Annotated in this window: 23 protein-coding genes; 13 read left to right on the forward strand and 10 right to left on the reverse strand. The window is 66.7% G+C overall.

What is annotated here, in order from left to right; translation table 11 throughout:
• Positions 1-208: 208 nt before the first annotated feature.
• Complete coding sequence (gene thiD / locus QU481_RS05575; protein WP_289828927.1) at positions 209-1051, reverse strand: bifunctional hydroxymethylpyrimidine kinase/phosphomethylpyrimidine kinase; 843 nt, start codon at positions 1049-1051, stop codon at positions 209-211.
• Positions 1052-1192: 141 nt separating this feature from the next.
• On the opposite strand from thiD, the gene QU481_RS05580 reads away from it, so the two are divergent.
• From QU481_RS05580 to hemL, 6 genes are all read left to right on the forward strand, one after another.
• Entirely contained in the window at positions 1193-1357 is a 165-nt protein-coding gene (locus tag QU481_RS05580; RefSeq protein ID WP_289828928.1) for a rubredoxin, read from the forward strand.
• Positions 1358-1379: 22 nt separating this feature from the next.
• The gene (locus QU481_RS05585; protein ID WP_289828929.1) at positions 1380-2207 is read left to right on the forward strand and encodes a M48 family metallopeptidase; all 828 of its coding nucleotides are present in this window, start codon (positions 1380-1382) and stop codon (positions 2205-2207) included.
• Positions 2204-2548, forward strand: a complete 345-nt coding sequence (locus tag QU481_RS05590) for an MmcQ/YjbR family DNA-binding protein (RefSeq protein ID WP_289828930.1) — start codon at positions 2204-2206, stop codon at positions 2546-2548. The genes QU481_RS05585 and QU481_RS05590 overlap by 4 nt, the downstream gene beginning before the upstream one ends.
• Positions 2545-2961 carry a CopD family protein gene (locus tag QU481_RS05595; RefSeq protein WP_289828931.1) on the forward strand — a complete coding sequence of 139 codons (417 nt, stop codon included), beginning with the start codon at positions 2545-2547 and terminating at the stop codon, positions 2959-2961. Before QU481_RS05590 ends, QU481_RS05595 begins: the two co-directional genes overlap by 4 nt.
• A 37-nt stretch (positions 2962-2998) precedes the next feature.
• Positions 2999-3469, forward strand: coding sequence for a CYTH domain-containing protein (locus tag QU481_RS05600; protein ID WP_289828932.1), 471 nt, complete (start codon positions 2999-3001; stop codon positions 3467-3469).
• Between the two features lie 104 nt (positions 3470-3573).
• Entirely contained in the window at positions 3574-4857 is a 1284-nt protein-coding gene (gene hemL, locus QU481_RS05605) for a glutamate-1-semialdehyde 2,1-aminomutase (RefSeq protein WP_289828933.1), read from the forward strand.
• Positions 4858-4982: 125 nt separating this feature from the next.
• On the opposite strand, the gene QU481_RS05610 is transcribed toward hemL, so the two are convergent.
• Positions 4983-6074: an aminotransferase class I/II-fold pyridoxal phosphate-dependent enzyme gene (locus QU481_RS05610; protein ID WP_289828934.1), complete on the reverse strand. Its 1092-nt coding sequence runs from the start codon at positions 6072-6074 to the stop codon at positions 4983-4985.
• 168 nt (positions 6075-6242) lie between these two features.
• Positions 6243-7133, reverse strand: coding sequence for a LysR family transcriptional regulator ArgP (locus QU481_RS05615; protein WP_289828935.1), 891 nt, complete (start codon positions 7131-7133; stop codon positions 6243-6245).
• A 94-nt stretch (positions 7134-7227) separates the two neighbouring features.
• Here QU481_RS05615 and QU481_RS05620 point away from each other — a divergent pair, with 94 nt between their 5' ends.
• Complete coding sequence (locus QU481_RS05620) at positions 7228-7836, forward strand: LysE/ArgO family amino acid transporter (RefSeq protein WP_289828936.1); 609 nt, start codon at positions 7228-7230, stop codon at positions 7834-7836.
• Positions 7837-7895: 59 nt separating this feature from the next.
• Here the strand turns inward: QU481_RS05620 and QU481_RS05625 are convergent, their stop codons facing one another.
• From QU481_RS05625 to QU481_RS05635, 3 genes are all read right to left on the reverse strand, one after another.
• The gene (locus QU481_RS05625; protein ID WP_289828937.1) at positions 7896-8849 is read right to left on the reverse strand and encodes a PDR/VanB family oxidoreductase; all 954 of its coding nucleotides are present in this window, start codon (positions 8847-8849) and stop codon (positions 7896-7898) included.
• A gap of 54 nt (positions 8850-8903) precedes the next feature.
• On the reverse strand, positions 8904-10538 hold the full coding sequence (locus QU481_RS05630) for a trimethylamine N-oxide permease (RefSeq protein ID WP_289828939.1): 1635 nt from the start codon (positions 10536-10538) through the stop codon (positions 8904-8906).
• A gap of 468 nt (positions 10539-11006) precedes the next feature.
• A complete protein-coding gene (locus tag QU481_RS05635) occupies positions 11007-12413 on the reverse strand; it encodes a PAS domain-containing protein (protein ID WP_289828940.1) in 1407 nt (468 codons plus the stop codon).
• Between the two features lie 232 nt (positions 12414-12645).
• Here QU481_RS05635 and QU481_RS05640 point away from each other — a divergent pair, with 232 nt between their 5' ends.
• The 6 genes from QU481_RS05640 to QU481_RS05665 all read left to right on the forward strand — a co-directional run bounded on the left by QU481_RS05640 (position 12646) and on the right by QU481_RS05665 (position 19565).
• The gene (locus QU481_RS05640; RefSeq protein ID WP_289828941.1) at positions 12646-13767 is read left to right on the forward strand and encodes an aromatic ring-hydroxylating oxygenase subunit alpha; all 1122 of its coding nucleotides are present in this window, start codon (positions 12646-12648) and stop codon (positions 13765-13767) included.
• A gap of 27 nt (positions 13768-13794) precedes the next feature.
• Positions 13795-15261 (forward strand): aldehyde dehydrogenase family protein, encoded by a 1467-nt coding sequence (locus tag QU481_RS05645; protein WP_289828942.1) that lies wholly within the window; start codon positions 13795-13797, stop codon positions 15259-15261.
• Between the two features lie 125 nt (positions 15262-15386).
• A complete protein-coding gene (gene betA / locus QU481_RS05650) occupies positions 15387-17093 on the forward strand; it encodes a choline dehydrogenase (RefSeq protein WP_289828943.1) in 1707 nt (568 codons plus the stop codon).
• Between the two features lie 68 nt (positions 17094-17161).
• Entirely contained in the window at positions 17162-17437 is a 276-nt protein-coding gene (locus QU481_RS05655) for a CBU_0592 family membrane protein (protein ID WP_289828944.1), read from the forward strand.
• Between the two features lie 285 nt (positions 17438-17722).
• Positions 17723-18730 carry a chorismate transformation FkbO/Hyg5 family protein gene (locus tag QU481_RS05660; RefSeq protein ID WP_289828945.1) on the forward strand — a complete coding sequence of 336 codons (1008 nt, stop codon included), beginning with the start codon at positions 17723-17725 and terminating at the stop codon, positions 18728-18730.
• Between the two features lie 67 nt (positions 18731-18797).
• A complete protein-coding gene (locus QU481_RS05665) occupies positions 18798-19565 on the forward strand; it encodes a glycosyltransferase family 2 protein (protein WP_289828946.1) in 768 nt (255 codons plus the stop codon).
• Here QU481_RS05665 and fabG read toward each other — a convergent pair.
• The 4 genes from fabG to QU481_RS05685 are packed head-to-tail and all read right to left on the reverse strand — an operon-like array spanning position 19546 to position 22713.
• The gene (fabG, locus tag QU481_RS05670) at positions 19546-20265 is read right to left on the reverse strand and encodes a 3-oxoacyl-ACP reductase FabG (RefSeq protein ID WP_289828947.1); all 720 of its coding nucleotides are present in this window, start codon (positions 20263-20265) and stop codon (positions 19546-19548) included. The two genes, QU481_RS05665 and fabG, sit on opposite strands and share 20 nt — an antisense overlap.
• A complete protein-coding gene (locus QU481_RS05675) occupies positions 20262-20726 on the reverse strand; it encodes a hotdog family protein (protein WP_289828948.1) in 465 nt (154 codons plus the stop codon). Before QU481_RS05675 ends, fabG begins: the two co-directional genes overlap by 4 nt.
• Positions 20717-21511 (reverse strand): beta-ketoacyl synthase chain length factor, encoded by a 795-nt coding sequence (locus QU481_RS05680; RefSeq protein ID WP_289828949.1) that lies wholly within the window; start codon positions 21509-21511, stop codon positions 20717-20719. The genes QU481_RS05675 and QU481_RS05680 overlap by 10 nt, the downstream gene beginning before the upstream one ends.
• Positions 21508-22713, reverse strand: coding sequence for a beta-ketoacyl-[acyl-carrier-protein] synthase family protein (locus tag QU481_RS05685; protein ID WP_289828950.1), 1206 nt, complete (start codon positions 22711-22713; stop codon positions 21508-21510). The genes QU481_RS05680 and QU481_RS05685 overlap by 4 nt, the downstream gene beginning before the upstream one ends.
• Between the last annotated feature and the right edge of the window lies 1 nt (position 22714).

The following is a 22714-nucleotide window of genomic DNA, read 5'->3' on the forward strand; positions in this document are numbered from 1 at the left end:
GCTACGCCGCAGGTTATGGAAGCGCATTTCAAAATGCGTAACCATTTGTAAGGCGGCAGATTGGTTCTATCCAGTATGGCAAAGCGAAGAGGCCAAGCTGGGCAAGACATTCAGGCTGATCGGGAAAAGCAACAAGCGTGCCAAAACGACGACGCCGTCGGCTCTGCAGCGCGACGGCGTCGATGGAAGAAGTTTTCAGTGATGCGGATCAGGCGGGCTGCTCGTCCTCGTCGACGCCGCCGCGCGCCCAGAACAGCCGGTCGGGGATGTGCTGGCCCATGCCGGGGCGGAACGCGTGCTTCAGCGTCTGCCAAGTGTATTCCTGCGCCTCGCGCACCGCTTCGGGCACCTGCGCGCCGCTGGCGAGCATGCCGGCGATCGCGGCGGCCAGCGTGCCGCCGGCACCGTGGTAGCCGGTCGGCAGCCGCTCCCAGTGGTCGGCGCGTACCACGCTGTTGCCGTGGTACAGGGTGTTGGTGACCTGGCGGGTGTTTTCGTGCGCGCCGGTGACCAGCACGTACTCGCAGCCGAGCGCGGTGAGCCGGCGCGCCGCGTCGGCGAGCTCCAGGCTGTCCTCCTCGTCCGGATCGTTGCTGGCGAGGCGGCGCACCTCCAGGCTGCTCGGCGTCAGCACGGTGACCTGCGGCAGCAAGAGGTCGCGCAGCGCCTCCAGCAGCTCCTCGTCGGCGAAATCGTGGCCGCCGGTGTTGGCGAGCTCCGGGTCGAGGATCAGCGGCACGTCCGGGTAGTCGGACACCAGCTCGGTGATCGCCGCGACGTTCTCGATGCTGCCGATCAGGCCGACCTTGAACGCAGCGACGCGCATGTCCTCGAGCAGCAGCCGTGCCTGGTCGAGCACCCATTCGGCGTCCATCACCAGCATGTCGGCGACGCCGCTGCTGTCCTGCGCGGTGATCGCGGTGATCACCGACAGCGGGTGGCAGCCGAGGCTGGCCAGCGTCAGGATGTCGGCCTGGATGCCGGCACCGCCGGACGGGTCGGAGCCATTCAGGCTCATCACCACGGGGGGCAATAGGATGGACGTGCTCAAGGCGTACCCTCTGTAATCGGTGTGTATCCTGACGGCATTCAAGCGTGAAACCGGCCAGTCGGCAAGCCCGGCGCCACGGCGAGCAACGTCGGCGCGATTTGCCATTACAATGTTCATTTTACCTGAGCGTAAGGACAAAGCATGCGTACCTGGATGTGTCTGATTTGCGGTTTCATCTACGACGAGGAGGCCGGCCGTCCCGAAGATGGCATTGCGCCGGGCACCCGTTGGGAAGACGTGCCGCCGAACTGGACCTGCCCGGACTGCGACGCCCGCAAGGAAGACTTCGAAATGATCGAGATCTGATCCTGACAAGGAGACAACACCGATGCGTACGGGCTGGGTTTCGCTGAGTCTGGCCGCGCTGCTCGGCGCGGGGCTCATCTCCGGCTGCCAGAGCACCACGTACGGCGGCGCGACCCACTCGTCGCGCAGCCAGTTCCTGATGGTGCCGTCGGCCGAGGTCAACCAGAGTGCGGCGTTGGCGTACAACAAGGAACTGACCAAGGCGCGCGAGGCCGGGACGCTCAATACCAACAAGGCGTATGTCGCCCGGGTCAATGCGATCTCGCGCCGGCTGATCGCCCAGGTCGGGGTGTTCCGCCCGGACGCGCTGAGCTGGCCGTGGCAGGTGAACGTGTTCCAGAGCGACGAGGTGAACGCCTTCTGCATGCCAGGCGGCAAGATCGGTGTGTACAGCGGCCTGATCGACAAGCTGAAGCTGACCGACGACGAGCTGGCGGCGGTGCTCGGCCACGAGATCTCGCACGCGCTGCGCGAGCACAGCCGCGAGCAGATGTCGCAGGAAGTGGCGAAGCAGGAGGGGTTGTCCATCGTCGGGGCCTTGGCCGGCCTGTCCGGCGGCGCCATCGATCTGGCGAACGTGGCGAGCAAGTTCGTGTTCACGCTGCCGTTCTCGCGCACGATGGAGTCCGAGGCCGACATCATGGGCCTGGAGCTGATGGCGCGTGCCGGTTACAACCCGGAGGCGGCGGTCGACGTTTGGCGCAAGATGGAGCAACTGGGCAAGAGTGGCGCGGAACTGCTGTCGACCCACCCGTCCAGCGCGACGCGCATCCAGGACCTGCAGTCGCACCTGCCGCAGGTGATGCCGCTGTATGAGGCGGCCAAGAACAAGTACCGGAGCACCCCGTGAAACCCGACACCGCCGTGCTGCTCGATCATGCGCTGACGCTGCCCGGCGCCAGCCACGACATCAAGTGGGGGCTCGACGTGGTGTCGGTGGCCGGCAAGATGTTCTGCATCGTCGGCGAGGGGCGGGTTAACTACAAGGTCGGCGACGACGAGTTCCTGGCGCTGACCGACCTGCCCGGCGTGCGCCCGGCGCCCTATCTTGCACGGGCGCGCTGGGTGCAGGTCGACGACTGCGCCGCACTCGACATGACGGCACTGCTCGACGGCATCGGCCACTCCTGGCGACTGGTCGTCGCCAAGCTGTCCAAGCGCACCCAGCGCGAACTCGGAGTCATCGCATGAGCTACCCGGTGCTGAAGGCACTGCACATCTGTTTCGTGATCGCCTGGTTCGCCGGGCTCTTTTACCTGCCGCGGCTCTACGTCAACCTGGCGATGGCCGAAACGTTGGCCGAACAAGAGCGGCTGCTGTTGATGTCGCACAAGCTCTACCGCTTCATGACGCCGCTCGGGGCGCTGGCGGTGGGCTTCGGGCTGTGGCTGATGGTCGCGTTCGGCTTCACCGGCGGCTGGCTGCACGCCAAGCTCACGCTGGTGGCGCTGTTGATCGGCTACCACGGCTGGTGCGGCCGGCTGCTGAAACAGTTCGCCGCCGGGCAGAACCGGCGCAGCCACCGCTGGTACCGGGTGTTCAACGAGGCGCCGGTGCTGGTGATGTTCGCGGTGGTATTTTTGGTGGTATTGAAACCGTTTTAATGCCGTGTCCGCTGTGGACGCGGCCCGAGGATTTGGCATGGCATTGGAAATTGAACGTCGCTTCCTGGTGCAGGGCGACGCCTGGCGCGTCGGCGCGGTCGGCGAGCGTTATCGGCAAGGCTATCTGTCGGTGGATCCGGCGCGCACCGTGCGGGTACGGGTGGTCGGCGATCAGGCCTGGCTGACGCTGAAGAGCCAGATCAGCGCCGCCAGCCGCCACGAGTTCGAATACGTGATCCCGCGCGCCGACGCCGACGCCATGATGGATGCGATGTGTCCCATGGTGGTCGACAAGATCCGCTACAAGATCGTCTACCAGGGCTTCACCTGGGAGGTCGACGAGTTCTTCGGCGACAACGCCGGGCTGGTGTTGGCCGAGATCGAGCTGCCGGACGAGGCGACCGTGTTCGAGACGCCGGCGTGGATCGGCACCGAGGTGACGCAGGACGGCCGCTTCACCAACGCCTATCTGAGCACGCACCCCTATACCCGTTGGCCGAAAGAATAATCGCGGCCGACCAAATGCTGCCTGTGTGGTTGTGCCCACGACGGCCTGCCTGGCAGGAAACGCGACGCTGAAGCTTGGCGGTCGCTCTTCATGAAGGAAAGATGATGTCCCGCAACCTCGAGCTGTTCGAACGCGCCAAGGCGCATATCCCGGGCGGTGTGAACTCGCCGGTGCGCGCCTTCGGCAGCGTCGGTGGCACCCCGCGTTTCGTTTCCCGCGCCAACGGCGCCCACTTCTGGGATGCCGATGGCAAGCAGTACATCGATTACATCGGCTCCTGGGGCCCGGCCATCGTCGGCCACGCCCATCCGGAAGTGATCGAGGCGGTGCAGCAGGCGGCCGTTGGCGGGCTGTCGTTCGGTGCGCCGACCGAGGCCGAGATCGACATGGCCGAGGCGATCTGCCGCTTGGTGCCGAGCGTCGAGCAGGTGCGGCTGGTGTCGTCCGGCACCGAGGCGACGATGAGCGCGATCCGCTTGGCGCGCGGCTTCACCGGCCGCGACAAGATTATCAAGTTCGAAGGCTGCTACCACGGTCACTCCGACAGCCTGCTGGTGAAGGCCGGCTCGGGTCTGTTGACCTTCGGCAACCCGAGCTCGGCCGGCGTGCCGGCCGACTTCACCCACCACACCCTGGTGCTGGAGTACAACAACGTCGAGCAGCTGGCCAGGACCTTCGCCGAGCTCGGTGACGCCATCGCCTGCGTGATCCTCGAGCCGATCGCCGGCAATATGAACCTGATCAAGCCGTCGGCCGAGTTCGTCAAGGAACTGCGCCGCCTGACCGATCAGTACGGCACCGTGCTGATCTACGACGAGGTGATGACCGGCTTCCGCGTCGCGCTCGGCGGCGCGCAGAGCCTGCACGGCATCACCCCGGACCTGACCACGTTGGGCAAGGTAGTCGGCGGCGGCATGCCGTTGGCGGCGTTCGGCGGCCGCGCCGACATCATGGGCAAGATCTCCCCGCTCGGCGGCGTCTACCAGGCCGGCACCCTGTCCGGCAACCCGGTGGCGGTGGCGGCGGGCCTGAAAACGCTGGAAATCATCCAGCGCCCGGGCTTCTACGAGCACCTGTCGGCGCAGACCGCCAAGCTCGCGCAGGGCCTGGCCGATGCGGCGAAGGCGGCCGGCGTGACGATGTGCGCCGACTCGGTCGGCGGCATGTTCGGCATCTACTTCAGCGAGACCATCCCGACCGGCTACGCCGACGTGACGAAGAGCGACCTGGAACGCTTCAAGCGCTTCTTCCACGCGATGCTCGACGAGGGCGTCTACCTCGCGCCGTCCGGCTACGAGGCCGGCTTCGTGTCGGCTGCGCATGACGACGCGATCATCGAACAGACCCTCGCTGCCGCGCGACGCGCGTTGGGCAAGGTTGCTGGCTGACGCTGGTCACCCGGCAACGCAAAAACGGCACGCTAGTAAGCGTGCCGTTTTTCATTGGGCGGGCCGAATCGCCCTGCTGCCGTGCGCAAACGCGGATGCGTTCGAGAGGGAGCCCCGGGGATGGCTCAGCCGGCCAGCGCGGCGAGCACGGCCGGATCGAGCGCCTGCGGGTGGGCCGTGACGCGCAGCAGGTGCTTTAGTGCCGGGTGCGGCGGGCGATGCACCGCCACGCCGTCGGCGAGCAGGCTGCGCTGGATCCGCTCGGCCGCCGCCGCGTCCGGATAGGCGAGCGCGACGAAGTTGGTGTGGCTGGGCAGCGGGGCCCGGCCGTGCGCGCGCAGCGCGGCGGCGAGCTTTTCGCGCAGCGCCAGCGTCTCGTCGACCAGGTCGCGCGCGTAGTCCGGCGTGTCGAACAGCGCCTGCGCGGCCGCTTGAGCCAGCGCCGACAGCGCATACTGCGGTCGGATCTGGTCGGCCTTGGCGACGATGTCGGCCGACGCGATCGCGTAGCCGACCCTCAGGCCGGCCAGCGCGTATGCCTTGGACAGGGTGCGCAGCCGCACCGTATTCGGCAACACGCCGTGCGGCGGGGCGTCGGCCGGGTCGGTGCAGAAGTCGACGTAGGCCTCGTCGAGCAGCAGCACGGTGTCGACCGGCAGGGCGGCGCGCAAGGTGGCGATCTCGGCAGCACGGTAATAGTGGCCGCCCGGGTTGTCCGGGTTGGCGAGGTAGACCAGCGGCGCGCGCAGCTCGTGCGCGCGGGCGGCCAGCGCACCGAGGTCCGGTTCGAGCAGGCCTTCCCCGGTGCGATACGGCACCTCGTCGACATGCAGGCCGCAGCCCTCGGCGAAGTAGCGGAAGGTCGGGTAGGTGCCGGCGCTGGCAACGACGGTATCGCCGACGTTGCCGAACAGGCGCAGCGTCAGCAGGATCAGGCTGTCGGCGCCGGTATCGAACAGCACCTCGGCCGGCTTCACGTGGTTGAGTGCGGCGGCCCGCTCACGCAGTGCGTGCGCGTACGGGTCGGGATAGAGGCGTGCGAGCTCGGTGGCAGCGGCGCCGAACAGCTGCAAGAGCGCCGGCGCCGGCATCGGGATGCTCTCGTTCGAGCCGATCCGCGCGGTGATCGGGCGGCCGAGGGCGGTCTCCAGGTTCACGATGCCGGGGAACGGGTTGACGATCGGGTGGTGGTCGAGGTGTCGGGCGAAGCGGGTCATGGTCGGCTCCTAGTCGTTCGCCCCATTCTAGAGCGGGTTGCGGTTCGTATTACAGCGGTATTGTCGGATGGGCCGATGGGGCAGTCTGCAAGCTGAGGCGCTCGGCTGTTAGCGCCCCTTATTCACCATAGGCTCCCTGCCGCCCGTTCTGCAGTGCCTTGTCGCCGCTCACTGCGGCAGGCGCCGGCGCGCTTCGGCCAGCAGCGTGGCCGAGAAGCGCTCCAGCCGCGGCGTCTGCAGCGCCCAGCACTGCCAGTACAGCGTCACTTCGGGCGGCTCGTCGGGCAGCAGGTCGACGAGCGAGCCCTGCGCCAACCGCTCGGTCACCTGCAGCTCCGGGCAGATGCCGTAGCCCAGGCCGCGCTCGACCGCGTCGAGCAGGCTCTGCACCGACGGCACGATCAGGAGCGGGAATTCGGCGATGCCGATGCCGAAGCGCGTCTCGAGGGTGCCCAGGTGCAGCGTGTCGCGGCGGTTGAAGATGATGCCCGGCGAGCGCCGCAGCGTGTCGGGGCCGACGCCGGCGGCGAAGTGGCGCGCGGCGAACTCGGCGGTCGCGATGCAGCGATAGCGCATGATGCCGAGCCGGTGGCTGACGCAGCCGGTCGCGGCCTGGGCGGTGCTGGTGACACAGCCGATCACGTCGCCGTTCTTCAACAGCGCCAGCGTATGCCCCTCGTCCTCGACGGTCAGCTGCAAGAGCAGCCGCTCGCGCGCGACGCAGTCGCCGACCGCGTCGAGAAACCAGGTGCTCAGCGAGTCGTTGTTGAGCCCGACCGGCAGCGCGACGTAGTCGTCGTCAGCATCGCCCTGCAGCTCGCCGAGCAGTTCCTGCTCGAGCAGGCCGACCTGGCGGACATGGCGCAGCAGCCGGTGGCCGGCGGCGGTGGCGCGCGCCGGCGTGCCGCGCACCACCAGCATCTGGCCGAGCCGCTCCTCGAGCAGGCGGATGCGCTGCGACACCGCCGACTGCGTCAGGCACAGCAAGCGCGCGGCCTTGTCGAAACTGCCTTCCTGGACCACCGCTTCGAGCGCGGCGAGCAGCTTGTAGTCGAACATGATTTTTTCTAATGGTTCAGAAAATTAATTAGCTTTTCTTCATTGTAGCGGTGGTTCACTATCGGGCGCATCACTGGATCTTGGGGAGAACGCAATGACTTATCTGCCGCTGCTGGAAGGGTTCGGCATGGGCGCGAGCCTGATCATGGCGATCGGCGCACAGAACGCCTTCGTGTTGAAGAACGGCCTGCAAGGCCGGCACCGGCTGCCGATCGCGCTGTGCTGCGCGCTGTCCGACATGCTGCTGATCGCGCTCGGCGTCGCCGGCGTTGGCGCGCTGATCGCCGCTAGTCCGCTGCTGCTGCAGGTGGTGCGCTGGGCCGGGGTGGCGTTTCTGGTCTGCTACGCGGTCGCCGCCTTGCGCCGGGCGTGGCGCGGCGAATCGATGTCGCTGGACGGCCGCGATGAGCGGAGCCTGGCGGTAGTGCTGTTGACCACGCTGGCGGTCACCTGGCTGAACCCGCATGTGTATCTGGACACGGTGGTGCTGCTCGGCAGCCTGGCGGCGCGCTACCCGGGCGAGGGACGCTACCTGTTCGGCGTCGGCGCGGTCTGCGCATCGTTCCTGTGGTTCTTCGCGCTCGCGTACGGCGCGCGGCTGTTGGCTCCTTTATTTACCAAGCCGGCGGCGTGGCGGGTGCTCGACGTTGGTGTCGCGGCAATCCTGCTGGCGCTGGCGTGGGGGCTGGTGTCGGGCGCCTGAACGGCACTCCGGAAAAGACAACGCCCCGGCATGCCGGGGCGTTTCACGTGGAACATCACTCAGAGATCGAGCGCCAGCCGGCCACCCCTGGCGCGCGACACGCACAGCATCATCGTCCGTTGCGCGGCCTTTTCCGCATCGGACAGGTAGCTGTCGCGATGGTCGGCCTCACCGTCGATGATCACCGTCTCGCACGAGCCGCAGATGCCCTCGCGGCACATGCAGTCGACCTTCACACCGGCCTTCTCGATCGCGCGCAGCAGCGATTCGTCGGCGGCGACCTGCAGCGTCAGTCCGCTCTTGGCGAGCGTCACTTCGAACGCGCCGCCGCTGACGTCGACCTCGTTGCGGAACTGCTCGTAATGGATGCGCTCGTCGCTCCAGCCGGCCTCGCGGGCGGCGGCGATCACCGCGTCGTTGAGCATGGCCGGGCCGCAGACGTAGACGTGGGTGTGCGGCGGCTGTTCGGCCAGCAGCGCGGCGAGGTCGAGGCGGCCGCCGTAATCGCTCTCGTACAGGCTCAGCTGCGTGTCGCTGAGGGACAGCGGCAGGCTGTCGAGGTAGGCGGCGCTCTTGCGGCTGCGGAAGCAGTAGTGCAGCTCGAAGTCGGCCTGCCAGCGCTTGAGCGCCTGGATATGCGTCATGAACGGCGTGATGCCGATGCCGCCGGCGATCAACAGGTGCTTGCCGGCCGCTTTGGTGAGGCCGAACAGATTGCCCGGCGGCGAGATCTCGAGCTCGTCGCCCTCGGCGACGCGCTCGTGCAGGAAGCTCGATCCGCCGCGCGACGCTTCTTCGAGGCGCACGCTGATCTGGTAGCGGCGGGTATCGTCGAGCTGGCTCGTCAGCGAGTAGGCGTTGCTGATCCTGCCGCCATCCATGTGCACGACGATATGGCTGCCGCTGTCGAATGCGGGCAGTACCGCGCCATCGCTGGCTTCCAGAGTGAAACGCTTGATGCCGGCGGCCAGCTGTTCGATGCAGGCGACCCGGACGCGGAGTGTCTGGCTCATCTTGGGATCCTTCGGGTAGGAGCCGGGCAGGCGCTGTGCCCGCCCGGCCACGGCTCAGTTGATGATCGTCAGCTTGGCGGCGATCCACACCACCGCGACGCCGGCGGCCAGTGCGAGATACGGCAGCCAGCCTGCGCGTGCGTGCGGCAGTTCCATGTCGTGGCGCATCGACGCTGGGAAGCGGCCCTTGTCCTGCACGTAGTGGCGGTAGATGAACACCGGCACGATCAGGAAGGTGGCGATCAGGCCGTTGCGCAGCGTGTTCTCGCCCTGGAAGTTGGCGCCGGCGCCGACGAAGGCCAGGTCGAAGTAACCGCACAGCGCGCCGAGCGCCAGCAGCCAGTTCTTGCACTTGTACGGGCGCGGCCAGTCGGCGCGGTCGAGGCGGTGGATCCAACCCGACTGCAGGTTCAGGAACACGAAGATCATGTAGCAGACGTTCGAGATCGACAGCACCGCCATGTAGTTCGACATCAACAGCAGGAACAGGTTGAACACCAGGTCGGTCCACATCGCGCGGGTCGGCGCGCCGTGCTCGTTCACGTGCGACAGATACTTCGGCAGCCAGCCGTCGACCGATGCCTGGTACAGCGTGCGCGACGAGCCCATCATCGACGTCATCACGATCAGCAGGATCGACAGCACCATCATCACGACGATCACGTTGAACACCACCGCGCCGCCGCCGACGAACTTGGCCATCGCCGCGCCGACGCCGGAGCCGTCGACGATGGCGGGCGCGAGCATGCCTTTGAGGCCCAGTTCGCCCTGGAACGCGATCGGCACCGCGATGAACATGAACAGGCACAGCACGCCGGACCAGAAGATCGCCTTGAACGTGTCCTTCTGCGGGTCCTTGAACTCGCGGGTGTAGCACACCGCGGTCTCGAAGCCGAACGTCGACCAACAGGCGAGGAACATCGCGCCCATCGCGGTGCTGATGCCGGCGGTGTTCCAGCTGCCCATCACCGACGCGCCCGATGCGTCGTGCGTCAGCGGCAACAGCGGCAGGAAGTTCGTCGACGGCATGTCACCGGTGAACATCGGCACCAGCGCGACAACGACCAGCGGCGCGAGCGACGCAATGCCGAGGATGCGCTGCGTCTTCGCGGCGGCCGACGCGCCGCTGTGCTGCAGCTTGAACGTGATCAACAGGAAGATCGCGGCGAGCACGAAGGTCGAGTTGACGCGCAGGCTCAGCCCCTTGCTGATGAAGTCGAGGTCGACGAGCGTCAGCTGCCAGGTGTTGATCGCCGAGTTGGCCGGGAACAGGCAGCTGAGCATATAGCCGGCGGCGAGGCTGGTGCCGAGTGCCAGCATCGGCGACCAGGCGATCCAGTTGCACCACACCGACACCGGAGCGACGAACTTGCTGTAGCGCACCCAGCCGAGCGCGCCGTACACCGATGCCCCGCCCGACTTGTGCGGATAGAGGCCGGAAATCTCGGCGTAGGTGAAACACTGCGCGAAACCGACCAGGATCGCGACGATCCAGACGATCCAAGCCGGCTGGCCGATGGTGGCGGACACGCCGCCGATGGTGAACAGCACGCCGGCCGGCACGCCGCTGGTCACCCAGAACGCGTCCTTCCAGCTGAGGGTGCGCTGCAGGTCGTGGCTTTGGGTCGATGCCTGCGCGTGCGGGGCTAGCGTGCCGATGGACAGCACGTCTTCTTGTTGCGAACTCACGATAGTTCTCCTTTGTTTCCCTAATCGCCGTTTGTCGGGAGCGTGGCTCCGTCACGGTCTGCCGTTCGGGTTGTCGTTGTGTTCGGGTCTAGTGATTGCCCGATTGTCGGACGGCCTGGGAGTGAGTCGCTTCGATTCTGGTGGCTCGCTTCATCGTTGTCTCCTCTGTTGTGGGGTATGGCTGCCGCTCTTGGGGCTGGCTGTTGTATTGCTGGCCGGTTGATGCGGCAGCAATGCGGTGAAACCCGCATTTATGTATCCAGAATGGTAAAATTTACTATTAGTAAATTAATTCACCAAAGGTTACGATGGCGAGTATAGGAACGACGTTCGGGAAAAAACAATAAAAGATTTATATCGAGCGACGGGCGGCGTTAGCCCGGTGGGCGGGGTGCGGAAGATGGGCAGAAGTCGGGCAACAAAAAAAAGCCGCCCTGGCGGGCGGCTGTTTCGGCATCGGGAAGATGGCTAACCCGCGCGGGCGCCGGTCTCCTCGACGATAGTGATCAGGTGCGCCGGCTTGCCGGTCGCCGGGTGGCGGCTCAGCGACGTCGTCACCTTGGTCCACACGATGTCGCCGTTCTTCCTGACGAAGCGCTTTTCGAGCGTGTACGTGTCGATCCGGCCGGCGAGCAGGCTGTCGAGCAACGCCAGGTTCTGGTCCAGATCATCGGCGACGGTGAGCTCCTGGAAGGTGTGTTCGGCCAAAGCGTCGTTGTCGTAGCCGAGGATGTCGCACAGCTTTCGGTTGGCGCGCAGCCAGCGGCCGTCGAGGCCGATGTGCGCGATGCCGACCGCCGCCTGTTCGAAGATCGCGCGGAAGCGCTCCTCGCTCTCGCGGTACGCCAGCTCGGCCAGCTTCTGGCCGGTGATGTCCTGCGACGCGCCGATCATCGTCAGCGCGCGGCCGTTCTCGTCGAAGCTCACCTCGCCCTCCTCGCGGATCTCGCGCCGGCTGCCATCGGGCAGTGCGATTGCGTACTCGACCCGGTACGGCTGCCTGTCGACGATCGCCGTGCGGATCGCCTCCTGGATGCGCTCGCGGTCTTCCTCGACGATCGACGCGAGGTAGCGCTCCATCGTCACCTTGAACGCCTGCGGCGCCCAGCCGAAGATCCGGTACGCCTCGTCGGTCCACGAGCAGTCGTCGGTCTGGATGTTCCAGTACCAGCCGCCCAGGTGCGCGATCTGTTGCGCTTTCGCGAGTAGCGCCTCGTTCTGGCGCAGCGCCGCTTCGGCGCGGCGCCGCTCGGTGATGTCGAGACTTACGCCGATCATTTTCACCGGGCGCTGCTCGATATCGCGCACTAGCGTCGCGCGCGACGAGATCCAGCGCGTGTCGTCATCGACGACGACACGGAATTCCCACTCGTGCATCTCCTGCGCCGACAGGCTGCGCTGCAGCACTTCCCTCAGCCGCGCCATGTCGTCCGGGTGCACGCACGCCCAGAAGTCGTCCATGTTGCGGATGTGCCGGCCGAACAGGTGCTCGTCGTTCGACGAGTAATTGAGCGCGTCGGTCAGCACGTTCCATTCCCAGGTGACGATGCCGGACACCTCCTGCGCGAATTTCATCCTCGCCTCGTTTTCCATGATCTCGGCGAGGTGCTTCTGGCGTAGTTCCTTGATGTGCGGGTCGGTCGCGCTGCTCGCTTCGAGGTCGGCGATCGCCTGCTCGCCGTAGCGCAGCCACAGCCAGTTCACGCCGATGAAGCGCGCCAGCGCCAGCAGCCGCTCGTACTCGATCTCACCGCCGCGTGTCCACTTGTGCACTGCCGACGGCGACACCGAAAGCGCCTCGGCTACCTGCTTGAGCATGATGCGCTTGGCGTCGAGCACCCCTTTCAGGCGCGTCGAAAAAGTGTCCTCGGTCATCGGTTTGCCCTTTAACTGATGGTGAATTGTTGCTGCGCACCTTACACCAAGCGGCGCCTTCCGCGCGACCCTGCCGCCATCTAAATAGCCAAGGTAAATCGATTTTCATTTTCCGATATTTTTTTTGAAATTGATTTGGTGTGGCTGGCCTTACTAGACTTCAGTCAAATCACTGAAGGTAATTTATTTAACCAATAGTGAATCATCCCGCAGAGGACAAAGAGGAGTCACCATGCAACAAGCCCACACCGCCCCGGTTTGCGATCTTCAGGGTTCGCTCGCGTACACGCTGCCCGCCCACTACTACACCTCGCAGGAGATCTTCGAGCAGGAGAAGAAGAGCATCTTCAGCAAGAGCTGGGTGTGCGTGATGCACAAGAGCCAGGTCGCCGAGCCGAATTCGTACGCGACCGCCAAGGTCGCCGGCGAGAACGTGTTCGTTGTGCGCGGCCGCGACGGCGTGCTGCGCGCGTTCTACAACGTCTGCCCGCACCGCGCGCACGAGCTGTTCGCCGAAGGGGCGGGCCGGGCTAAGAACGTGATCACCTGTCCGTACCACGCGTGGGCATTCGGCCTGGACGGCAAGCTGGTGCATGCTCGCAACAGCGAGAACGTGCCGGGCTTCTGCAAGGACAACGCGGGCCTGTCGCCGGTGCGCGTCGAGGAGTTCTGTGGCCTGGTGTTCGTGAACCTCGACATGGACGCCGTGCCGCTGGCCGAACAGGCCAAGGAGCTGAACGACGAAATCCGTGCGCGCTGCCCGGACGTCGACTCGCTCGTGCCGGCGCACAAGCTCACTTACGAGATGAAGGCGAACTGGAAGGTCGTGGTCGACAACTACCTGGAGTGCCTGCACTGCCAGACCGCGCACCCGGCGCTGGTCGAGTCGATCAAGATGGAGACCTACCTGCACAAGGTGCGCGGCATCTTCACGAGCCAGATCGGCCAGACCCGCTCGGGCAGCGACGCGTTCACCTACGATGACGAAGCGCCGAACACCGACTTCGCCGCGTACTGGCTGTGGCCGAACGTGACGCTGAACGTGTTGCCGGGCAACGGCAACTACGGCGTCTTCTATATGTTCCCGGTCGACGCCGACACCACGATCCAGCACTTCGAATTCTACTTCCGCGATACGACTCCGACCGAAGAGCAGCAGCAGCTGATCGAGTACTACAAGAACGTACTCAAGCCCGAGGACCTGTCGATCGTCGAGTCAGTACAGCGCGGCCTCAAGTCGCGCGGCTACCGCAACGGCCAGGGCCCGCTGTTGATCACCGACGACAAGACCTCGGCGATCGGCGAGCACGGCGTCCAGCACTTCCAGCAGATGGTGCTCGACGCGCTCGCCTGATCCCCAACCGATACCAGGAATAAAGACATGATCCAGACCCAGCTCTACATCGACGGCCAGTGGCAGGACCCGGTCGCCAACGGCAAGCGCGCCATCCTTAGCCCGGCCGACGAAACGGTGATCGCCGAGGCCGCCGAGGGCTCGCGCGACGACGCCCGCCTGGCGATCGCCGCCGCACGCAAGGCTTTCGACGGCCCGTGGCGTAACAGCACGATCCGCGAGCGCGCCAAGCTCCTGAACAAGATCGCCGAGTTGATCGACCGCGACGCCGAGAACCTCGCACACCTCGAGTCGCTGAACACCGGCAAGACGATCACCGAGAGCCGCACCGACATGGGCGACATCGCGGCGACGTTCCGCTACTTCGCCGGCCTGGTCGCGTCCGAGTCGGGCGCGGTCAACGAGGCACCGCACCACGTGATCAGCCGCACGCTGCGGGAACCGGTCGGCGTGTGCGGCCTGATCACGCCGTGGAACTATCCGCTCTTGCAGGCGGCGTGGAAGATCGCGCCGGCGCTGGGCGCCGGCAACACCGTTGTGATCAAGCCGAGCAACCTGACGCCGCTGACCACGCACCGCTTCACCGAGTTGATCGCCGAGCTCGACCTGCCGGCCGGCGTGTTCAACCTGGTGACCGGCGGTGCCGAGGTTGGCGCCGAGCTCGCCGAGAGCGTCGACGTCGATCTGGTGTCGTTCACCGGCGGCGCCTACGCCGGCGAGAGCATCATGAAGGCCGCCACCGGTAACTTCAAACGCATCGGTCTGGAGCTGGGCGGCAAGAACCCGAACATCGTGTTCGCCGACGCCGACCTCGACACCGCCGTCGACTACGCGCTGAACGCGGCCTTCTTCCACGCAGGCCAAGTGTGCTCGGCCGGTTCGCGGCTGATGGTCGAGGACGCGATCTACGATGAATTTATCGCAAGGTTGGCCGAGCGCCTGCCGCGCATCGTGATCGGCAACGGCTTCCACGCCGAGACGCAGATGGGCCCGGTGCAGTCGGCCGCGCAGCACGAGAAGATCCTGAAACTGGTGCAGATGGGCGTCGCCGAAGGCGCGCGCCTGGTGCACGGCGGCAAGCGTCCGGCAGGCGACGTCTACCGCAAGGGCTTCTGGCTCGAGCCGACACTGCTCGCCGACGTCACCGCCGAGATGAAGATCGCCAAGGAGGAGATCTTCGGCCCGGTGATCACCGCCGAGCGCTTCAGCTCCGAAGAAGAAGTGCTATGCCTGGCGAACGACACGCCGTACGGCCTGGCCGCCGCGGTGTGGACGAAGGATTTGGACAAGGCGAACCGGATGTCGCGCGCGCTGCGCTTTGGCACCGTATGGGTGAACGACTACCACCCGTATTTCCCGGAGGCACCGTGGGGCGGCTACAAGGCGAGCGGAATCGGCCGCGAGCTCGCGCGCATCGGTCTCGATGAATACACCGAGCTCAAGCACAGCTACATCAACCTGGCACCGAAGCCGATGGGCTGGTTCGGCGCGTAGCCGCCGCTCGGCGACCTTTCGTCGCCGTGTCGCGCCAGCGCTGCTACGGTAGGCGCTGACGCGCTGCGGCAGAAGCCGGGCCCGGTCGACGGGTTCGGCCTTCCCTCATCGAAGAGGAGATTGCGATGAGCGCAATCAAGGAATACGACTACATCATCGTCGGTGCCGGTTCGGCCGGCTGCGTGCTCGCCGCGCGGCTGACCGAGGACGCCGACGTGTCGGTGCTGCTTCTGGAAGCGGGCGGCCCCGACTGGCGGCTCGACTGGCGCACGCAGATGCCGGCGGCGCTCGCCTACCCGCTGCAGGGCACGACCTACAACTGGGCCTACGTCACCGAGCCGGAGCCACACATGGGCGGCCGCCGGATGACGCAGGGGCGCGGCAAGGGTCTCGGCGGCTCGTCGCTGATCAACGGCATGGTCTACATCCGCGGCAACGCGATGGACTACGACGGCTGGGCCGAGAACAAGGGCCTGGAACACTGGAGCTACGCCGACTGCTTGCCGTACTTCAGGAAAGCCGAAACCTACGACAAGGGCGCGAACGACTACCACGGCGGCGACGGCCCCCTGCACGTGACGACGCCGAAGCCCGGCATCAGCCCGTTGTTCGACGCCTTCATCAAGGCGGGCGCTCAGGCCGGCTACCCGGCGACCCCCGACCTGAACGGTTACCGCCAGGAAGGCTTCGGCCCGATGGACCGCACCACGACCGCGAACGGCCGGCGCTGCAGCACCTCGTTCGCGTATCTGGACCAGGCCAAGGACAGGGACAACCTGACCGTGCACACCCGTGCGCTCGCCGACCGCATCTTGTTCAACGGCAAGCGCGCCATCGGTGTCGCCTATCTGCAGGGCGATACGCCGCAAGAAGCGCGCGCGCGCCGCGAGGTGATCGTGTCCAACGGCGCGATCGCGTCGCCGCAGCTGTTGCTGCGCTCCGGCGTCGGCAACGCCGACGAGCTCTCCGCGATGGGCATCGACCCGGTGATCGACTTGAAGGGGGTCGGCGAGAACCTGCAGGACCACCTCGAGATGTACCTGCAGTACGAGTGTACCAAGCCGGTGTCGCTGTACCCGGCGCTCAAGTGGTGGAACAAGCCGGCGATCGGCATCGAGTGGTACGTCAACGGCACCGGCACTGGCGCCTCCAACCACTTCGAGGCCGGCGGCTTCATCCGCAGCAGCGACGAGTTCGCGTGGCCGAACCTGCAGTACCACTTCATCCCGCTGGCGATGAACTACGACGGCAGCAACCCGGTGCAGAGCCACGGCTTCCAGTGCCACGTCGGCTCGATGCGCTCGCCGAGCACCGGCTTCGTCAAGCTCGCTAGCCGCGACCCGCGCGTGAAGCCGCGCCTGTTGTTCAACTACATGGCGCACGACGTCGACTGGCGCGAATTCCGCGCCGGCATCAGGATCACGCGCGAGATCATCGCGCAGCAGGCGATGGACCAGTTCCGCGGCCGTGAAATCAAGCCGGGGATGATGATCCAGTCCGACGCCGAGATCGACGAATTCGTCAGAACGCACGCCGAGACCGCGCTGCACCCCTCGTGCACCTGCAAGATGGGCGATGCGAGCGACCCGGAAGCGGTGGTCGACAACCAGGGCCGCGTGCACGGGCTGTCGGGCCTGCGCGTCGTCGACGCGTCGATCATGCCGCGCATCGTCACCGGCAACCTCAACGCGCCGACGATCATGATGGCCGAGAAGCTCGCCGACGTGATCCGCGGCCGCGTGCCGCTGGCGCGCTCGAGCGCCCCGTACTACAAGGCCGGCGGTGTCAGCTCCAGCGGCCGGCGCCAGGCGGAGGCGGCGATCGCCCAGTAGGCCTGGCCGGCCTGTCGCCGGGGTGCGAGTAGCGCCCCGGCTATTGCATCCTCCTTGCGGTTTTCATCATGTATGACCTGATCGGTTTGATCGGCGTGGTTGCCTACCTCGCCGCGTATTTCGGCGTCCAGCTGATGGGCTGGAGCCCGGAGAGCCAGCGCTACTTCGCGCTCAACGTGCTCGGGCCGGCGTGCATCCTGGTGTCGCTGGTACACAGCTTCAACCTGGCGTCGTTCGTCACCCAGTGCACCTGGCTCTTGGTGACCTTCTTCGGCTGGTGGCGCGCATGGCGGCGCAGGCCGGCGCGTGCGCTGGCTGCGCTGCAGTCCGCGGGCCGGCGCTGAACAAAGCTGCCAGGATGTTTTCTTGCGTCACCGATGTTTCACGTGAAACGGGTATCGTTCGGGACGCGTTCCTTGTCCTGGTTCGGCCACGCTTTAGCGCTGTCTCCTTGACAACGTACTAAGTCGACCAGACAATACGGCCGCCCGACGCGCGAGGTGCAAATGGGCCGGAAAGTTCCCGGTTGCTCCTCCTGATTTTGTGCGTGTCCGCAGTACATGACGTTAATCCGCTGATTCAATGGCACATTGATCGGCGGATTTTCTTTTGCAGATCGTTTGCCCACTATGCCGACCGAACCTACCTCGCTCGAACTCGTCTGGACTGCCCGTCCTGCATCCATGCCGGCCGCCGTCTGCGGCGGGCTGTGCTATGGCTCGGCCGGCGGTGCCGATCTTGCCGAAGTGGCGATGGCCAGGCTCGGTGTCGCCGATTCCGACGCGCCATTGTTCAGTGTGTTTACGAGTCAGCAGTCGGTCGACAGCACCCAGTCCGGCACACTGCGCGTATGGCGCCGCCCTGACTGCTTATTCGCCGCGTTGAGCGTCGACGAAAACGATTACCGCACATGGGCTTCGCCGTTGCGCGAAGCCAGCCGCGTCGCCTACCGGACGCTGTTCGAACTATTGGCGCGCGAAGGCTACGATGCACCGTGGCGCTTCTGGAACTACATGGCCGACATCCACGGCGACGAGGATGGGCTCGAACGTTACCGCCAGTTCAATGTTGGGCGCCAGCAGGCTTTCGACGACGCCGGCCTCAAGGTCGGCGCGTCGGCGCCGGCCGCGTGCGCGCTCGGCAGCCAGCGCGGGCCGCTGGTGGTCGCGGTGCTCGCCGGGCGCGAACCGGCGCTTGCGATTGAGAACCCGCGCCAGGTCAGCGCTTACAACTACCCGAGCGCCTACGGTCCACGCGCGCCGGCGTTCGCGCGCGCCAGCATCTCGACGCTGGCGGGCCGGCCGCAGCTGTGGCTGTCCGGCACCGCGAGCATCGTCGGCCACCGGACCCTGCACCTGGGCGATGTCGCCGAGCAGACACGCGAGACGCTGCGCAATATCCGCGCATTGCTCGACGAGGCGCGCGATCGCGTTCCCGGCGCCGACTTTTCGCTCGCCGACCTGCACTACACCGTCTACGTGCGCCATCCCGAGCACCAGCCGCAGGTCGCGGCGCTGCTCGCCGCCGAGGTCGGTGCCGCGGTGAATGCCGTCTACCTGCAGGCCGACGTATGCCGCGCCGACCTGTTGGTCGAGATCGAGGCGTCGGCCGGTCATCCGCTATGCCGCGCTCATTGATCCGTCGGCCGCCGCTGAAAACGTTGCTGGCATGCTTCTCGCACCCGGCCCACCATTCGAGTTTCGCATGACGCCCTCCCCCAGCCATCTGGTGCTGATCCCGAGCTACAACCCCGGCCCCAAGGTCTACGACACGGTGCGTGCCGCGCGCGCGCAGTGGAACCCGGTGTGGGTGATCGTCGATGGCAGTTGCGACGGCAGCGCCGAGGGACTCGTGGCGATGGCCGCTGAGGATGCGGGGTTGCACGTGGAGGTATTGCCCGAAAACCGCGGCAAGGGCGCGGCGGTGCTTTACGGCCTGACCTTGGCCGAAGCGGCGGGATTCACGCATGTGCTGACGATGGATTCGGACGGCCAGCACCCGGCCGCGTCCATCCCCGAATTTATGGCGCGCTCGGCCGTGGAGCCCGATGCGATGGTGCTCGGCGTGCCGCAGTTCGATGCGAGCGCACCGAAGCTGCGGGTGCGCGGGCGCAAGGTGTCGAACGGCTGGGCGAATCTGGAAACGCTGTGGATGGGCATAGGCGATTCGCTGTTCGGCTTTCGAGTCTACCCGGCAAAGCCGCTGATCGCCGTGATGCAGCAGCAGCGCTGGATGCGCCGCTTCGATTTCGATCCGGAGGCGGCGGTGCGGTTGTGCTGGTATGGCGTGCGTCCGGTCAACCTGCCCTGCCCAGTGCGCTATTTCGATGCCGGCGAGGGCGGCGTATCGCACTTCAACTATCTGCGCGACAACCTGCTGCTCACCGGCATGCACACCCGCCTGTTCTGCGGTTTCCTGCTGCGCCTGCCTCGGCTGCTGCTGCGGCGGCTCGTCAGTAGAACGCGCCGTTGATCGACAGCACCTGGCCGGAGATATAGCCGGCGTCGTCCGAGCACAGGAAGGCCACCAGCGCAGCGACCTCGTCGGGGCGACCGGCGCGCTGCATCGGGATCAGCCGGCGTATGGTCTCGGCATCGAACGCTTCCTCGCTCATCTCGGTCGCGATCACGCCCGGCGCGACCGCATTCACCGTGATGCCGCGGCTCGCGACTTCGAGCGCCAGCGCCTTGGTCGCGCCGTGCAGGCCGGCCTTGGCAGCCGAGTAGTTCACCTGGCCGCGGCTGCCGGCGAGCGCTGCGACCGAGCTGATGTTGATGATGCGCCCCCAGCGGGTGCGGATCATCGGCAGCAGGAGCGGCTGCGTGACATGGAAGAAACCGTTCAGCGAGACGTCGAGCACGCGGTGCCACTGCTCGGCGCGCATCCCCGGCAGCACCGCATCGTCGTGCACGCCGGCGTTGTTCACGAGAATCTGGATCGGGCCGTCTTCGAGCAGCTTCTCGAGCACTGCGGTGCTCCCTTCGGGCGATGTGACGTCGAACGCGAGCGCATGGGCGCTCAGGCCAGCCGCGCGAAGCTCGGCCGCCAGCGCTTCCGCCTTGGCAAGATTGGCGTTGGCGTGGATCAGTACCTCGTGCCCCTGCTCGGCCAACCTCCGCGAGATTGCCGCCCCGATGCCACCGCTGCCGCCGGTGACCAATGCGCGTTTCATTCCTTGTTTCCCTTCTCGTTCAAATGGCGCGCGGCGTCGAGCCGCACCGCGGCGCGGCCGCTGGCCAGCAGCCGCTGCGCCGCGTTTACCGTAAAACGGTACATTACATTGTTCTCATCGCCCATCAGGCGCTCGACCTCGATGAGCAGTTCGGTGTCCACGTCGTCGAGCGTCGCGACCGCCAGCGTCACGTCGCGCACGCTGGTCAGGAAGCCCGCGCGCGGCGCCGTATCGAAGCCGGCGGTGAGCGCGCCGTGCAGCGCCATCGCCTGCGCCGCGTACTCGATCGCGCACGCGGCGCCGAGCCGGCCCTGCTGACGCAGCGGATTGTCGGCGAGCCGGTGGCTGTCGGCGTGGCAGACAATGCTATCCGCGTCCCAATGGCTCGCGCGCTCGATCAGGCACATCGTTCCCTGGTGCGGGATGAGCCGCGCGATTTCGGCCTTGTCGATCACGCGCATGGCTGCAACTCCACCGCCAGCTCGAAGCCGTTCAGCGTCCGCAGCGCGCAGCGCGCAGGCTGCCCTTTCGCGAGCGCGGCCAACAGCGGCAGCGCGGTGAGCGCCGGCGCCGAGTTAGCGAGCGCGTCGAGTTCGGCCTGGCCGGTACTGCCGGCCGGCGCTGCCGCCGTGTCCAGTTCGATGCGAGCGAGCGAACGCTCGCTGCGCTCGGGGCTCAGCAATAGCGCGACGCCGCACGCATCGGGCAGCGGGCGCAGGCGCGCGAGCGGTCCCGGATACGGCGTGTCATAGGCGATCAGCAGCACCGCGCGTTGCTCGCCGTGCACCTGGCCGAGCGTTTCGAGCAGGCCCATCGTGAAGCCCGCGTCGAAGGCGCTCAATACATTGCACGGCGCCTGGGCGCGCGCAGCGATCCCCCAGTAGCCGGCCGGGCCGTTGTGGACCGAGTTGGTAAAGCGGGTCGGCGACACCAGTCGCTCGGGCTCGGCCAGGGTCGTGCACAGCGCGTGCATATTGTCGCCGTCGCCCCCCGACGCGGTGAACACCGTCGCGAGCGTCGTGGTATCGACGCCGGTGGCCGCCTCGAAGCCGAGCGCGAGCGCGAGCCGCACCGGCTTGCCGACACGGCGCCGCTCGGCCGGCGGCAGCGCCTGCGGTGCCGGCAGCTGCGTCGGGGCGGCTTGCCACGGCGCCTCGCCGGAGAGCTGGGCGGCAAGCTGGGGCCAATTGTCGAAACCGGGGCCGAGCGCGCCGACCCCGTCGAGATACGCAGACAGCTTGCTCATGCATGCCCCTTTGCATCGGCCCGGCGCAGCACCACGCTGGCGTTGCTGCCGCCGAAGCCGAAGGAATTGCTCATCACCACCCCGAGCGCCTGTCGGCGCGGGGCGAACGCATAGTCGAGCTCGAGTGCCGGATCGAGCTGGTGGCTGCCCGGGCTGCCCGGGATCAGGCCGTTCTGCAGCGCCAGCGCAGCGATCACGATTTCCAGGGCGCCGGCCGCGCCGAGCGTGTGGCCGGTCGCGCCCTTGGTCGAGCTCATCGGCACGTCGCGGCCGAACAGTCGCATCGCCGCCTGACCTTCGGCGGCGTCGTTGCTCGGCGTCGCGGTGCCGTGCAGGTTCAGGTAGTCGACGTCGCGCGCGGCGAGGCCGGCGCTCGACAGCGCGGCCTGCATCGCGGCCTCGGCGCCGCGCCCTTCCGGGTGCGGCGACGACATGTGGTAGGCGTCGCTCGATTCGCCGACGCCGGCCAGCAGCACCGCATCGCCCGGCAGTGTGTCGGCCGGGCGCTCGAGCAGCGCGAACGCCGCCGCCTCGCCGATCGAAATGCCGCGGCGCGCCGCGTCGTACGGGCGGCAGGGTTCGGGCGACACCAGTTCGAGCGAATTGAAGCCATACAGCGTCGTCAGGCACAGGCTGTCGACGCCGCCGACCACCGCCGCGTCGATGACGCCGGCGTCGATCAGCCTGGCTGCGCTCGCGAACACCTTCGCGCCCGACGAGCAGGCGGTCGACACGGCGAAGGCCGGGCCCGCCAGGCCCAGAGTGCGGGAGACCACGTCGGTCAGCGCATAGGGCGTGTGCCTGGTCTGGTAATTCGGCGGATCGACGAAGGCGCCGCTCGAATCGAGCTTGCGGTACGCCTGCTCGGTTTCCAGGATGCCAGCGGTGCTGGTGCCGAGAAACACGCCGACGCGCGCGGCACCGTAACGTTGCGCAGCGCGGCGCACCGCTTCGGCGAAGCCGTCCTGCTCGAGCGCCATCAGTGCGAGCCTGTTGTTGCGGCAGTTGTAATCGGCCAGTTCGGCCGGCAGCCGGTAGTCGTCGACCCCCGCCACCTCGCCGATATGCGTGGACAGTTCGACGGTCTCGAACGTGCAGCGCGCAAGGCCGCTGCGATTGGTGCTGAGCGTGTCGAGCGTCGCGCCAAGGCCCGCGCCGAGACAGCTCGTCGCGGTAAAACAGGAGAGATGCAAGGCTTGCACG

The organism is Crenobacter oryzisoli, assembly GCF_030385785.1.
Taxonomy (GTDB): Bacteria; Pseudomonadota; Gammaproteobacteria; order Burkholderiales; family Chromobacteriaceae; genus Crenobacter_A; species Crenobacter_A oryzisoli.

Excerpts from the sequence above, each read along its gene's own strand:
- QU481_RS05580 (WP_289828928.1), top strand. The coding sequence starts at position 1,193 with ATGCGTACCTGGATGTGTCTGATTTGCGGTTTCATCTACGACGAGGAG.
- QU481_RS05585 (WP_289828929.1), top strand. The coding sequence starts at position 1,380 with ATGCGTACGGGCTGGGTTTCGCTGAGTCTGGCCGCGCTGCTCGGCGCG.
- QU481_RS05595 (WP_289828931.1), top strand. The coding sequence starts at position 2,545 with ATGAGCTACCCGGTGCTGAAGGCACTGCACATCTGTTTCGTGATCGCC.
- QU481_RS05600 (WP_289828932.1), top strand. The coding sequence starts at position 2,999 with ATGGCATTGGAAATTGAACGTCGCTTCCTGGTGCAGGGCGACGCCTGG.
- hemL (WP_289828933.1), top strand. The coding sequence starts at position 3,574 with ATGTCCCGCAACCTCGAGCTGTTCGAACGCGCCAAGGCGCATATCCCG.
- QU481_RS05610 (WP_289828934.1), bottom strand. The coding sequence starts at position 6,074 with ATGACCCGCTTCGCCCGACACCTCGACCACCACCCGATCGTCAACCCG.
- QU481_RS05615 (WP_289828935.1), bottom strand. The coding sequence starts at position 7,133 with ATGTTCGACTACAAGCTGCTCGCCGCGCTCGAAGCGGTGGTCCAGGAA.
- QU481_RS05620 (WP_289828936.1), top strand. The coding sequence starts at position 7,228 with ATGACTTATCTGCCGCTGCTGGAAGGGTTCGGCATGGGCGCGAGCCTG.
- QU481_RS05625 (WP_289828937.1), bottom strand. The coding sequence starts at position 8,849 with ATGAGCCAGACACTCCGCGTCCGGGTCGCCTGCATCGAACAGCTGGCC.
- QU481_RS05635 (WP_289828940.1), bottom strand. The coding sequence starts at position 12,413 with ATGACCGAGGACACTTTTTCGACGCGCCTGAAAGGGGTGCTCGACGCC.
- QU481_RS05640 (WP_289828941.1), top strand. The coding sequence starts at position 12,646 with ATGCAACAAGCCCACACCGCCCCGGTTTGCGATCTTCAGGGTTCGCTC.
- QU481_RS05645 (WP_289828942.1), top strand. The coding sequence starts at position 13,795 with ATGATCCAGACCCAGCTCTACATCGACGGCCAGTGGCAGGACCCGGTC.
- betA (WP_289828943.1), top strand. The coding sequence starts at position 15,387 with ATGAGCGCAATCAAGGAATACGACTACATCATCGTCGGTGCCGGTTCG.
- QU481_RS05655 (WP_289828944.1), top strand. The coding sequence starts at position 17,162 with ATGTATGACCTGATCGGTTTGATCGGCGTGGTTGCCTACCTCGCCGCG.
- QU481_RS05660 (WP_289828945.1), top strand. The coding sequence starts at position 17,723 with ATGCCGACCGAACCTACCTCGCTCGAACTCGTCTGGACTGCCCGTCCT.
- QU481_RS05665 (WP_289828946.1), top strand. The coding sequence starts at position 18,798 with ATGACGCCCTCCCCCAGCCATCTGGTGCTGATCCCGAGCTACAACCCC.
- fabG (WP_289828947.1), bottom strand. The coding sequence starts at position 20,265 with ATGAAACGCGCATTGGTCACCGGCGGCAGCGGTGGCATCGGGGCGGCA.
- QU481_RS05675 (WP_289828948.1), bottom strand. The coding sequence starts at position 20,726 with ATGCGCGTGATCGACAAGGCCGAAATCGCGCGGCTCATCCCGCACCAG.
- QU481_RS05680 (WP_289828949.1), bottom strand. The coding sequence starts at position 21,511 with ATGAGCAAGCTGTCTGCGTATCTCGACGGGGTCGGCGCGCTCGGCCCC.